The organism is Streptomyces sp. T39 (assembly GCF_008042045.1).
Lineage (GTDB): Bacteria > Actinomycetota > Actinomycetes > Streptomycetales > Streptomycetaceae > Streptomyces.
Window position 1 is genome coordinate 1,059,024 of the sequence record NZ_RDBP01000012.1, and the last position, 12,329, is coordinate 1,071,352.

At 76.0% G+C, this 12,329-nt stretch carries 12 protein-coding genes; 7 read left to right on the forward strand and 5 right to left on the reverse strand.

Going from position 1 to position 12,329, the window contains the following annotated elements:
- A partial coding sequence (locus EAO77_RS38440; protein WP_222723646.1) for a hypothetical protein occupies positions 1-252 on the forward strand: 252 nt, incomplete at its 5' end.
- 282 nt (positions 253-534) lie between these two features.
- Positions 535-744, forward strand: coding sequence for a hypothetical protein (locus EAO77_RS39765; RefSeq protein ID WP_261993811.1), 210 nt, complete (start codon positions 535-537; stop codon positions 742-744).
- A 51-nt stretch (positions 745-795) separates the two neighbouring features.
- On the opposite strand, the gene EAO77_RS05620 is transcribed toward EAO77_RS39765, so the two are convergent.
- Both EAO77_RS05620 and EAO77_RS05625 read right to left on the reverse strand, forming a co-directional pair.
- Positions 796-3,942 carry a sacsin N-terminal ATP-binding-like domain-containing protein gene (locus EAO77_RS05620; protein ID WP_147986982.1) on the reverse strand — a complete coding sequence of 1,049 codons (3,147 nt, stop codon included), beginning with the start codon at positions 3,940-3,942 and terminating at the stop codon, positions 796-798.
- A 549-nt stretch (positions 3,943-4,491) separates the two neighbouring features.
- On the reverse strand, positions 4,492-5,427 hold the full coding sequence (locus tag EAO77_RS05625) for a DUF3027 domain-containing protein (RefSeq protein WP_147986983.1): 936 nt from the start codon (positions 5,425-5,427) through the stop codon (positions 4,492-4,494).
- Between the two features lie 620 nt (positions 5,428-6,047).
- Between EAO77_RS05625 and EAO77_RS05635 the strand changes: the two genes are divergently transcribed.
- From EAO77_RS05635 to EAO77_RS05650, 4 genes are all read left to right on the forward strand, one after another.
- On the forward strand, positions 6,048-7,406 hold the full coding sequence (locus tag EAO77_RS05635; protein ID WP_147986984.1) for an MFS transporter: 1,359 nt from the start codon (positions 6,048-6,050) through the stop codon (positions 7,404-7,406).
- Positions 7,407-7,642: 236 nt separating this feature from the next.
- Entirely contained in the window at positions 7,643-8,122 is a 480-nt protein-coding gene (locus EAO77_RS05640; protein WP_147986985.1) for a DUF2771 domain-containing protein, read from the forward strand.
- A 16-nt stretch (positions 8,123-8,138) separates the two neighbouring features.
- Positions 8,139-8,816, forward strand: a complete 678-nt coding sequence (locus EAO77_RS05645; protein WP_147986986.1) for a futalosine hydrolase — start codon at positions 8,139-8,141, stop codon at positions 8,814-8,816.
- Complete coding sequence (locus EAO77_RS05650; RefSeq protein WP_187283124.1) at positions 8,813-9,652, forward strand: 1,4-dihydroxy-6-naphthoate synthase; 840 nt, start codon at positions 8,813-8,815, stop codon at positions 9,650-9,652. Before EAO77_RS05645 ends, EAO77_RS05650 begins: the two co-directional genes overlap by 4 nt.
- A gap of 138 nt (positions 9,653-9,790) precedes the next feature.
- Here EAO77_RS05650 and EAO77_RS05655 read toward each other — a convergent pair whose 3' ends face one another.
- The gene (locus tag EAO77_RS05655) at positions 9,791-10,150 is read right to left on the reverse strand and encodes a cold-shock protein (protein ID WP_410088261.1); all 360 of its coding nucleotides are present in this window, start codon (positions 10,148-10,150) and stop codon (positions 9,791-9,793) included.
- Between EAO77_RS05655 and EAO77_RS05660 the strand changes: the two genes are divergently transcribed.
- Positions 10,053-10,277 (forward strand): hypothetical protein, encoded by a 225-nt coding sequence (locus tag EAO77_RS05660; RefSeq protein WP_147986987.1) that lies wholly within the window; start codon positions 10,053-10,055, stop codon positions 10,275-10,277. The two genes, EAO77_RS05655 and EAO77_RS05660, sit on opposite strands and share 98 nt — an antisense overlap.
- A 3-nt stretch (positions 10,278-10,280) precedes the next feature.
- On the opposite strand, the gene EAO77_RS05665 is transcribed toward EAO77_RS05660, so the two are convergent.
- Positions 10,281-10,922 (reverse strand): HAD family hydrolase, encoded by a 642-nt coding sequence (locus EAO77_RS05665; protein ID WP_147986988.1) that lies wholly within the window; start codon positions 10,920-10,922, stop codon positions 10,281-10,283.
- Between the two features lie 354 nt (positions 10,923-11,276).
- Positions 11,277-12,299 carry a hypothetical protein gene (locus EAO77_RS05670; protein WP_147986989.1) on the reverse strand — a complete coding sequence of 341 codons (1,023 nt, stop codon included), beginning with the start codon at positions 12,297-12,299 and terminating at the stop codon, positions 11,277-11,279.
- Positions 12,300-12,329 lie beyond the last annotated feature (30 nt).

The following is a 12,329-nucleotide window of genomic DNA, read 5'->3' on the forward strand; positions in this document are numbered from 1 at the left end:
CTGGCGGATCCTGACCGCCCGGTGCGCGCGGCCCAGCTGCACGCCCTCTACACGGCGCTCGCGGACCTCGACCCGGAGCAGGTGACGCTCCCGGACGAGCTGCGGGCCGTCGTCGACGGCGAGGTGGTGGTGGTGGACGCCGCCGACGCGGTCGTCGCCGACACCCCCGACCTGCTGCCGCTCACCGCCTGCACGAACTCCCGCCGGCCCTGCCCGAGCAGCCGGTACCTCCCCCGGTCCTGCCGATGGTGACCTGCGACGGCTGCGGGCTCGCCTTCCGCTCCGCGGGGACGGAGCGCTGCCGCGGCTGTCGTCAGGGCGACCTGGCGGCGGCATGCTGACAGTCCGGCGCGCGGCTGCTCCCCCGGAGGGCTCCTGGTGGTGCGCGGCCGAGGCCGTCGGCCCGGAGAAGAGGTGGAGCATGATCGACGGATTCACCAACGGGCTGCCGACACCTACCGAGACGTCCTCCTACCGTGAGATCCCGGTCTCCACGCTCAGCTCCTGGCTCAGGGGCACGGCCGCCGGTGCGCCATGGTCCACCAGGTCGAGCCGGTGCGCAGGAACCAGCCGTCCGTACCCTTCGTGGCGGTGGCGTGGGCCCACGTGCTGCGTTCCCTGCGCAGGCTGGGCCTGCGCATGAGCAAGATCTCGAGACGAGACGCCGTCCACGAAGCCGTCGCGCGTGGCGGGCCCGCCGCCTACGCCGTACGCCACGACCGTCTCGAACGCACCTGGCCATGATGCGGCGCACGGTGGCCACCTGCGGCCACCGTGCCCACGCAGACCCGGAGGCTACGCGTCGAACCAGCGGTCGCGTTCCAGTTCCGCCGTGCGGGAGGCGTCCTCCAGCAGGGCGGCGACCTCGAAACGGCGGGGCCACTGGCCGGCGGCCCAGGCCAGGCCCGCCGCGACGCCCTCGAAGGTGGAGGCGTGGATGGTGCCGTCCGGGGTGCGGCGCCAGTCCAGTTCGGTGTCGCCGACGAGGAGTTCGTCGTGCTCGACGTAGGTCCGCGGGGTCGCCGGGCCGAGCAGGATGCGCACCGGCTCCGGGACCTCGTGCTCCTCGCCCTCGGTCGTGACCTCCGCCGTGACCGCCTCGCCGAGCCGGCTCACCTGGAACAGCTCCGCCAGGTCGGCCGCGCGCGAGGGTGCCACCGGCAGCAGGGGCAGCCCGGCGGTGAGCGGCAGCAGGTCGGGGGTGTCGGCGACGACCGCGTCGGCGGCGTCCACCACCACCACCTCGCCGTCGACGACGGCCCGCAGCTCGTCCGGGAGCGTCACCTGCTCCGGGTCGAGGTCCGCGAGCGCCGTGTAGAGGGCGTGCAGCTGGGCCGCGCGCACCGGGCGGTCAGGATCCGCCAGGCGGGAGAGCAGCTCCGCGGCGCCCCCGGGCTCGTCGAGCAGCGCGGCCACCGAGGTGCGCACACCAAGGGCGTGCAGCACCTGGGCGTCCTCGAAGCCGGTGGTGTCGGCGGGCTCGTACAGGCCCTCCAGCAGCGGGTCGGCGCCGGACGCCCGGAGCCCGGCAGGGCGTCGGCCGTCGAGGACCGGGTGGTCGCGCAGCCACCACGCGGTGTACGGGCGGACCGTCTCCGTGGTGCCGTCCGGGAGCAGGACCCGCACGGGCTGGGTGAGCGCGTCCCGCAGCGGGGGCTGCGCCAGCAGGGCGAGGGCCTGCGGCCACCGGTCGTCGTCGACGAGCTCCAGGTCCCGTACGGCCACGATCTCCGTGGCGACCGGGGGCAGCGGGGTCTCGGGCAGCCGGTCGAGCACGTCCTCGCACCACACGTCGACCGCGTCCAGCAGACCGGCGTCGTCCGGCTCCGAGAAGTCGCCCTCCCGGGGCTCCAGTTCGTCGGGGTCGAGGACCACGTCGGTGGCGCGGACCAGGACGAAGTCGGCCAGGACGCCGCAGGCCGCGAGGGGCTGCTCGCCCCAGCGGTCCGCGAGGCCGGCGTCGCACAGGGCCAGTTCGCCCTCGCGCATGACGGAGGCGAACGGGCTGCCCGGCAGCACCAGCTCACCGGCGGGCGCGAGCTCGCCGTCCTCGTCGGCGAGGGCCAGCGCGCCGAGCCACGGTTCGTCCCCCGGCTCCAGTTCCGCGTCCCGCACCAGGGCGAGGACGGTCTCCGCCAGTTCCTCGGCGTCGAGGGTGTCCGTGTCCTCGTCCCAGATCTCGCCCGCGTCGAGCGAACCGGCGACGGCGGCCCGTACCTGCGGGGTCGTCAGCACGGCCCGGGGCGTCGCGGGCAGCGCCCCCAGCTTCTCCAGCAGCGGGTGGGCCGCGTCGGGGTGGACCACCTTCAGGCCGAGCCGGGCCAGGTGCGGCGGAGTGTCGGCGAGCGGCAGCAGCGTCTGGCGGGGGCCGATCGTGGTGCGCCGGTCGGCGAGCGGCACGGGCAGCCCGGTCAGCCGGTCCGGGTCGACACCGGCGAGGCTGTCGTACAGCCTCCGCCACCAGTCGGGTTCGCGCTCCAGGCCGGCCAGGCGGTCGACCGCCTCCGTCAGCGGCACCCGGGCGACGCCCAGGGTGCGCAGCTCGACCCGGCGCTCCAGACCGGCGGGCAGCAGGCTCGGCAGCACCTCGGCCAGGACGCGCACGGTCTCGGCGCCCGCGCCTTCCAGGACCTCGGCCTCGATGGGGCGCAGCGCGGGCGGTGTCTCGCGGTCGGGCAGACCGGAGTCGTCCGCCGTGCCCTCGCGGGGCAGGGCGGGCTCCAGGAACGCGACCCGGGGGAGCCGCTTCAGGACGGCGGCGCGCAGCGCGCCGTCGAGTTCGCCCTTGCCCAGCGGGCCGGGCACCAGGTCGATGGTGCCGGTGGTCACCGGCCGCCAGTCGCCCAGCAGTTCGACGTAGGCGTCGGCCGCCCGCTCGACGAGGAAGTCGGTCAGCGGACCGGGCGCGGGGTGCCGCCGCGTGGGGTCCAGCGGCAGCGAGGCGATCAGCAGGGCGGGCACGCCGAGGGGCTCGTCGGTCGGCGTCGGCGCATGCACCACGGGCGCCGTGCCGGGCCGGACCGGGCCGCCGTCGCCGTCCACCGGGACGGCCCAGGTGACCGACCAGTGCGGGCGCAGCCGCTCCTCGACCGGACGGTCGGCCAGCAGGGCCGGCTCGATCGGGCCGTCGTGGCTGACGACCCGCCAGCGGCGGGGCTCGGGGGCGGCGCTGTCCGTGATGCGTACGTAGGCGTCCTGCGTCTCGCGCCGCAGCTCCCGGGTGCCGTCCGGGGTCTCGACGACGATCTCGGCGAGACCGGGCAGCGTCAGCAGCAGGGCGTCGTCGATGCCGGCGAGCAGGCGCTCCACCAGGTCGACGGCGGCGCCGTCGCGCAGCGGCAGCACGACGACCGTGTCGTACCCGTCGGGCGCGGAGCCCTCGGCGGGCAGCGGGAGCCGCAGCAGAGGGACGTGGCCGTCGCGGCGGCGCAGCTCGTCGCCGAGGCCGGGGGCGCTTCGCGCCGACTCCAGCGCGAGGTCCCTCGCCTCGGCCAGCGACCAGCGGACGCCGCCGTGACGTCCGACGACGGCGGGCTCGTCGGAGACGGCGAGCACGGCGGCGAAGCCGACGCCGAACCGTCCGACGGACGTCTCGTGCCCTTCGCGCTTCGCGGAGGCGCGCAGGGTGCTCAGCGATTCGACGCCGGTGGCGTCCAGGGGGGCGCCGGTGTTCGCGGCGGCGAGCGTGCCTGCGGCGCCGTCCGGGCCCGGGCGCAGCGTCAGCCGCAGCCGGCCGGGGACGCCGGCACGGGCGGCGGCGTCGGCGGCGTTCTGCGCGAGCTCGATGACGAGGCGGTCGCGGTAGCCGCCGAGGGCGAGGTCCTCCTCGGCGTTCGCGTCCTCCCGGAAGCGGGCGGGGCTCGCCTCCCAGGCGTCGAGCACTCCGCGCCGCAGCCGCGCCGTCCCGAACGGGTCGGCCCACTCGGTCGTCCTGACGCTCACGCTGCCGCTCCGCTCTGTGCGCTTGGCTGTGCCCTTGTGGGCGAAGGTACCTCGTCCACGCGGGGGCGTGCGGGGCGGAGCCCCGGTGGGCGGGCCTCCGCGCCCGGATCCGGCCGCGAGGAGGCGGCCCGGCGTCCGGTGCGCGTACGGCCCCGGCTACGGGGCGGGTCCCGTGGGGCCGGGCTGCGTGTCCGGACCTGGCCGCGGGGCGGGTCCCGTGGGGCCGGGCCCGGTTGCTGCTCAACCAGCCCCGCCGGCGACTGAGGCGCGGGGCGCGGGGCAGAGCCCCGCCGGACCCGGATGCCCCCACGGACCCGGCCGCACGCCGATGCACGCGGCACGACCTGCGCCCCTGTCCTCGAACGCCGGCGGGGCGGGGGCCGGCGGACCGGTTGCGGGTACGTACCCGGCGGCAGGCGTTCTCGCGGCACGGCCTGCGGCCGTGTCCTCGAACGCCGGACGGGCTGAAAAGGCACACCCGGGCAAAGCCCACCCCAGCCGGACCGGCTGAAAAGCGCCCCGGCCGGGCCGGCCGCAAGGCCGCCCCCGCTAGGAGTGGCCCAGGTCCTCGGAGGACGGGTCCGTCTCCGGGGAGACGGAGCCGCTGTCCCTCGCCGGCCGCAGCGGGAACTCGTCCAGCGCCAGCGAATCCAGCACCGGCGGCGGCGGCACCGGCGGCTTCGGCATCACGGCCGCCTCCGAGTGCCCCCCGCAGCCGTACGCGAGGGACACCACGCGCCCGTCCGCCGGCGAGAACTCGTTGGCGCAGATGCCGAACGCCTGCCGCAGCGACCCTCCGAGCGGGACCAGGAAGCCGCAGGACTGGCAGGAGGCCGGCGCGGCCTGTGCCATCGCGGTCTTCGGGCCGTAGGAGTCGTCCCAGCGGTCGGCCGCCGTGTGCAGGCCGTACCGGGACAGGACCCTGGCGCGCCGCATCCCGAGTTCCTCGGCGAGGGCCGCGATCTGGCCGCGGCCGTCGTGGTCGGTGGCACCGAGGGCGGGCGCGCGGTCCGTGAGCTCGGCGTCCTCGGCGTCGACGCGTTCGACCAGGTCGTGGGAGGGGGCGAGGACCGAGTTCGGCGGGGGCTCCTCGTCGCCGGTGTAGCCGGGCTCCAGCCGCAGGTCGTCCGCCTCGGTGGGCAGCAGGTCGCCGGGGCCCATGTCGCCGGGGCGCAGCCGCTCGCTCCAGGGCACCCACTCCGGGGCGAGGAGGGCGTCGGGCCCGGGCAGCAGGACGGTTTCGTCGAGGGTGACGACCTTCGCGCGGGAGGCGCGGGCGACGGTGACGGCCCAGCGCCAGCCGCGGTAGCCCGGTTCCTTGGCCTCGAAGAAGTGGGTGACGACCCGGTCACCCTCGGAGACGAGGGATACGTGCTCGCCGACCACTCCCGGGGCCGCGGCCTCTTCGGCCGCCTCCCGGGCGAGGTCTACCGCCTCGGCGCACAGACGGTCGGGGGTACGGCTTCGCGTCGTCGCAGCACTCACAGGTCTCGCTTCTCTCCTACGCCGTCTCACGGGTGCGCCTGTCGTCCGGGTGATCCGGGGCGGTGGGCGGAGCGGACCTGAGGGCCGCATCGACGTCCACGCCCGGACCGATCCGTTTCCTGGGCGCACCTGACGTCATCCATTCTGCGGGATGCCGAAGAGGCGCGCGGCCGGGAACAACCGCCGGTGGCGCGCTACGCACGCTACCCCCTTCGCAGCTCCCCGCCCACCTGCCCGTCCCAAGACGGGAGCAAGACGGGGGCAAGACGGGAGCGAGACCGGAGCAAGTGAGGCGGAACCGGGGCGCGGGAGACGGGCGCTCCGAGGCCGGGGGAGCAGCGGCGCGACGGTGCGGGGACGGCCGGGGCGGAGCGGGACGGGAGCCGCCCCGCCCCGCCCGAAAGACCGTCAGGAAAAGTTCCGGGCCACGCGCCGTGACACGCGGGCGGGGTCGCGGGCGGGGTCGCGCGTCCGCAAGGCACGGCCCGCTCGGAGAGGTGCGCCGCGGCGCGGGGAGGAGGCCGCGCGCCGGGGCCGACGCGCGGTCCGCGGGCGGACACGCCGTGCCCCCGGGAGCGGATCACGGTTCGCGGCGGCGGCCGTTGGGGCACTATGACGACGTGGCAACCGCGAGGTCGTCCGACGACGCCGGGCCGCTGCGACGAGCGGGCCGGGCGGTCGGCCGTGCCCTGCACCGGCCCTTCACCGGCACCGCGCGCGGCATCCGCAAGGCGACGCACGCGCACGGCGCGGGCGAGTCGGGGCTCGGGAAACTGATCGAGCTGCACGCGGTGAACGGCGCGGGCGACGTCATGATCACCGTCGCGCTCGCGTCGACGGTCTTCTTCTCGGTGCCGACCGACGAGGCGCGCGGCCGGGTCGCGCTGTACCTCGCCGTCACCATGGCGCCCTTCACGCTGCTCGCCCCCGTCATCGGTCCGCTCCTCGACCACATCCCGCACGGCCGGCGCGCGGCGATGGCCGGCGCGATGATCGCCCGGGCGCTGCTGGCGGTCCTGATGTCCGGCGCGGTCGCGACGGGCGGGCTGGAGCTGTATCCGGCCGCGCTGGGCGTCCTGGTGTCGTCCAAGGCGTACGGCGTGGTGCGCAGCGCGGTCGTGCCCCGTCTGCTGCCACCGAAGTTCTCGCTGGTGAAGGCGAACTCGCGGGTGACGCTCGCCGGTCTGCTGGCCACGGGCATCGCCGCGCCCATCGGGGCCGGGCTCCAGCAGATCGGGCCGCAGTGGCCCCTCTACGGGGCGTGTGCGCTGTTCCTGCTCGGGGCGTACTGGGCGTTCACGATGCCGCCGAAGGTCGACTCGGCGAAGGGCGAGCGCAAGGCGCACATGCTGACGCACGGCGAGAAGAAGCCGAGTCTGCGGACGGTGGGCCCCTCGGTGCTGCACGGGCTCCAGGCGAACGCGGCGCACCGGGCGCTCTCCGGGTTCCTGATCTTCTTCCTGGCGTTCCTGTTGCGGGAGCATCCGCTGGCCGGGCAGTCGGCGGCGGTCTCGCTGGGGATAGTGGGCGTGTCGGCCGGGGCGGGGAACGCGCTGGGCACGGCGGTGGGCGCGTGGCTCAAGGCGCGCGGCCCCGAGATGATCATCGTCACGATGCTGACGCTCGTCCTGACGGCGGCGGTCCTGGCCGCGGTCTTCTTCGGCGCGGGCATGGTCGCGGTCCTCGCCGCGGCGGCGGGCTTCTCGCAGGCGCTGTCCAAGCTCTCGCTGGACGCGCTGATCCAGCGCGACGTGCCGGAACAGGTGCGCACCTCGGCGTTCGCACGCTCGGAGACGCTGCTGCAGATGGCGTGGGTGGCGGGCGGCGCCATCGGGATCGCGCTGCCGCTCAACGGCGTGGTCGGGATGACGGTGGCGGCGTGCATCGTGGCGGCGGGCGCGCTGGCGGCGGACCGCGGGCTGCTGACGGCCGCCCGCCGCGGCGGCGGCAGCAGCGGCGCCCGCCCCCGGGTCGCCTGAGCGGCCTGCCGCCGGGGCGCCCGCCCACCGGGTCGTCCGAGCCGCCGGCCCCGGGGCCGCCTGCGCGCCCGGCCCCACGGGACACGCCCGGTCCGTCCCGTGCGCGCGGGGCGCCGCGACCGGCCCGGGACGGAGGGGCACGGCGCGCGCCGGGGCGTACGTCCCGGCGGGGGCAAAGGCGCGCCGCGCCGTACCCCCGCGACGCGGGGCCGACCGGGACCGATAGCCTTCGGGCCATGACCGTTGCGTTCTACTCCGGCAGGCGCCGCCGGGCCGCCGCCGCTCTCGGTGCCGTGTCCGCCGGGCTTCTCGTCCTCTCCGCCTGCGACAAGCCGACCCCGCTCGTGACTGTGACGGTCGGTACGAAGTCCGTCCACGCCGAGGCGACCTGCTACAACGACGGCGAGGCGATCAAGGAGTCCGAGGTGCAGAAGTGCCTCACCCAGGGCACTCCGACCAAGATCGAGTTCGCCGTGGACGACAAGGTCCGCATCGGCGTCGACCCGGAGATCGCCGAGAACGGCTGGACGCTCCTCTTCGGCGCGCAGCCGGTGGAGCAGGAGCCGTACAAGAAGACGTACCGGACCATTCCGGGCAACGCCTTCTTCTCCTCGCAGACCGGCGAGCCGACCACCAAGGCCGACGTCAACATCATGGAGACGAAGGGCACCAAGGTCATCGGCATCTACCGGTTCCAGTTCGAGAAGTCGTCCTGACCGCCAGGACCTCGCCATGCGTGTACTCGTCGTGACCGCCGTGGCGGCGGAGGCCGGAGCCGTCGCCGCCACGGGGGACACGGACACCCTCCCGAGGGGCGGGTACGCGCTCACCCGGACGTCCGGCCTGCACGTGCTGACCGCCGGTGTCGGACCGGCGGCCGCCGCGGCCGCCACCGCGACCGCGCTGGCCCTCGCGGCCGAGCCGTACGCGCTCGTCGTGTCCGCCGGTATCGGCGGGGGCTTCCCCGGCCGCGCACCGCTCGGCTCCCTGGTCGTCTCCGACACGATCGTCGCCGCCGACCTCGGCGCCGACACCCCCGACGGCTATCTGCCCGTCGACGAACTCGGCTTCGGCCGCACCGTCCACCGGCCGCCCGCCGCCCTGTCCGCCCACGCCGCCGAGGCACTGGGCGCGACCCACGCCCCGGTGCTGACCGTCTCCACGGTGACCGGCACGGCCGCCCGCGCCGCCGAACTGGCGGCCCGTCACCCTCGGGCGGCCGCCGAGGCGATGGAGGGGTTCGGGGTGGCCGAGGCGGCCGCCGCCCACGGGGTGCCCGTCATCGAGATCCGCGCCGTCTCCAACGCCGTCGGCCCCCGCGACCGCGCCGCCTGGCGCATCGGCGACGCGCTCGACGCGCTGCGCGACGGCTTCCGCCGGCTCACCCCCGTACTGGAGGAGCACCTGTGACCCTGCAGATCGCCTACTCGCCCTGCCCGAACGACACCTTCGTCTTCGACGCGTGGGCGCACGGACGGGTGCCGGGGGCGCCGGCACTGGACGTGACGTTCGCGGACATCGACATCACCAACGGCATGGCGGAGCGCGGCGAGTACGACGTGCTGAAGGTGTCGTACGCGGTGCTGCCGTGGGTGCTGGACGAGTACGCCCTGCTGCCGTGCGGCGGCGCGCTGGGCCGCGGCTGCGGGCCGCTGGTGCTGACCCGGGAGCCCGGGGTGGACCTGCGGGGAGCCACGGTCGCCGTGCCGAGCGAGCGCTCCACGGCCTACCTGCTGTTCCGGCTGTGGGCGGCCGACGCCGTCCCCGGCGGGATCGGCGAGGTGGTCGTGATGCCGTTCCACGAGATCATGCCGGCGGTGCGCGACGGCAAGGTGGACGCCGGGCTCGTCATCCACGAGGCGCGCTTCACCTACCGGCAGTACGGTCTGCACTCGCTCGCCGACATGGGCGAGCACTGGGAGACGACGACCGGACTGCCCATCCCGCTCGGCGCGATCATCGCCAAGCGGTCCCTGGGCAGCAGGACCCTGGAGCTGCTGGCCGAGTCGGCCCGCACCTCCGTGCGCATGGCGTGGGACGACCCGGAGGCCTCGCGTCCCTATGTGCTGGCGCACGCGCAGGAGATGGACCCGGCCGTCGCCGACCAGCACATCGGCCTGTACGTCAACGAGTTCACCCACGACCTGGGCGTGGACGGCTACGCGGCCGTGCGCGGGCTGCTGACGCGAGCGGCGGCCGAGGGGCTGGTGCCGCCCCTCGGCCCGGACGCGCTCGCCTTCGTGTGAGCCCGCGGGGCGTGCGGGCTCGGCGCGCGGGCGCGCGGGCCGGGGGCGGATCGTCGGTCGTCGTCAATCGTCGGTCGGCGTCGGTCGGCTGCCGGCCGCGCAGGTCATGGCCGGCGGCGTCGGGCGGCGTCGGGCGGCTCAGACGTCGAGCTGGTCGGCGACCGCGCGCAGCAGGCCGGCGATCTTCTTGCCCTGGGTCTTCTCGGGGTAGCGGCCGCGCTCCAGCATCGGCGTGATGTTCTCCAGCAGCGTCGTCAGGTCCTGCACGATGGAGGCCAGCTCGTCGGGCTTGCGGCGCTGGGCCGCGGCCACCGAGGGGGTCGGGTCGAGCAGGGTCACCGACAGCGCCTGGTCACCGCGCTGGCCTGCCACGACGCCGAATTCGACACGCTGGCCGGGCTTGAGCACGTCGACTCCGGACGGGAGCACGGAGGAGTGGACGAAGACGGTCGGCGCAGTGGCCACACTGGTCACCGTGGCCCCGCTGTTCCTGGGCACGGAACCGTTTCCGCCCGTCGCCTACGCGGTGTGCATGCTGATGGGCGTCGGATTCGTGATCGCCGCGGGCGGGGTGCTGCGGTCGATCGCCGCGCAGCGGCGACAGGCCGGATCCAGTCGGTCGTAAGTTCTAGCGCTCCCCGGGGGACCCGCCCTGCGTGTACGCGTCCAGCCAGGCCGGGAACGCGGTGAGGTCGTCGAGGACGACGTCCGCACCGGCCTCGCGCAGGGTGTCGCGGTCGCAGGGGCCGGTCGGCACGGCGACCGCGTAGGCGCCCGCGACGCGCGCACCGCGCACGTCTCCCACGTGGTCGCCGACGTACACGCTCGCGCCGTGCTCGCGCAGCGCCTCGGCCTTGGCTTCCGCCCACAGCCAGCCGATCGTCTCGTCCGGCTCGATGCCGAGGTGCGCGAGGTGCAGCTTCGCGTTCGGCTCGTGCTTGGCGGTGACGACGATCGCGCGTCCGCCGGCCGCCCGCACGGCGTCGATCGCCTCCCGCGCGCCGGGCATCGCGACCGTCGGCTCGATGGCGTGGTCCGGGTAGATGGCGCGGTAGCGGTCGCCCATCTCCTGGATCCGCCCGTCCGGGAACCAGTGCGCCAACTCCTGCTCCAGCGGCGGCCCGAGACGCGTGACGGCCAGGTCCGCGTCTATCCACACCCCGGTCTCCGCGGAGAGCGCCCGGTAGGCGGCACGGATGCCGGGGCGCGAGTCGATGAGGGTCATGTCGAGGTCGAAGCCGACGGTGAGGGGGGCGGGGTGTGTGGTCATGCCACCCATTGTGCCGAGCCCGCGGGGCTCGTCCCCCCGGGCCTCGGGCCCAGCCCCGTCGAGCTCAGCCCCGTCGAGCCCAGTCCCGTCGAGCTCAGCCCCGTCGAGCTCAGCCCCGTCGGGCCCAGTCCCGTCGAGCCCCGCCGGCGATCGAGGCGCGGGGCGCGGGGCACGGGGCAGCGCCCCGCCGGACCCGGCCGCGCCTCCCGACCCGGCCGCCCGCCGGCGGACACGGCACGGCCCGCGGCCGTGTCCCCGAACGCCGGACGGGCTGGAGCAACGCATCGCGAGCCGGCCGGGCGGAAGAGGCACCCCCGGACACCCGGGCCCGCCGGGGGCGACGCCCCCGGCCCCTCAAGCCCCGCGCACGGTGCGGGCGCGCCACAGGAGGTAGAGGGCGGTGGCGACGGCCGCGCCCTTCAGGACCCACGGCCACGTGCCCAGCAGCGCCTCCCGCATCGCGTCCTCCGGGACGGGCTCCCCCCAGCGGCCGTTGACGCGGCCCCACAGCCAGAGCAGTCCGCCCGCCACCGACGCCCCGGGGATGACGAAGAGGGCGATCTTGGTCTGGGTCGGGTTCAGGCGGCGCGAGCCGTACGCGATGAGCCAGCCGCCGGCGAGGGGGATCAGGGAGCCGAACACCGCGCCGCCCAGGAGCAGCGCCGCACCCAGCAGGAGCATCGGGTGTCCGAACCCCCGCCCGCCGTCCGGCGCGGCCTCCGGCACGGCTTCCGCGCGGCGCCGCAGCCGCACCCGCGGCCGCCACCGCCGCCGCACGGCGGCCTCGTCCCCGGCGTCTGCCCCCTCCGTGGCGTCAGGCTCCTCCTCCGCGGCCTCGGACTCCTCCTCGCGCGGCGGGCGCAGTATCTCCGGCACCTCCACGCCGCCGACGAATCCCGCGACCCGGTCCCCCGGGCCGAACGGCCCCGGATCGATGCGCCACCAGTCCGGTTCCGAGCCGGACGGCCCGAGTTCGTCCATGCCCGCGAGGTGCGGGGGCGAGGCGGCGGGGGGCGGCGGAGGCGCGTCGGGCGTGCGCGGGCGCGGGGCGCGCAACCGCAGGCGCGGGCGCGGCGCCGGGCTCTCGTCGGCCGCCTCCGCAGGGCGGGGCACGGACGCGGGCGGAGCCGTCGGCGGCGCGCCGCCGCCGTCCTCCGCGGCGGCCGCGACCACCTCGTCCGGCGTCCCCAGCCGCCCGAGGATGCGGCGCACCCCCGCCGGGGTGTTCCCGCCGACCCCGGTCCGCCGGCGTTCGATCTCGCTCCGCAGCGTGGTCACGAGCCGCATGCGCGCCCCGGACGGGAGCTGGGCCTGTTGGGCCAGGTCGCCGACCCGGCTCAGATAGTCGAAGACGAGCTGGTCGCTCTCGATCCCCACGGACGTTCCCCTGCTGTTCCCAGCGTGACG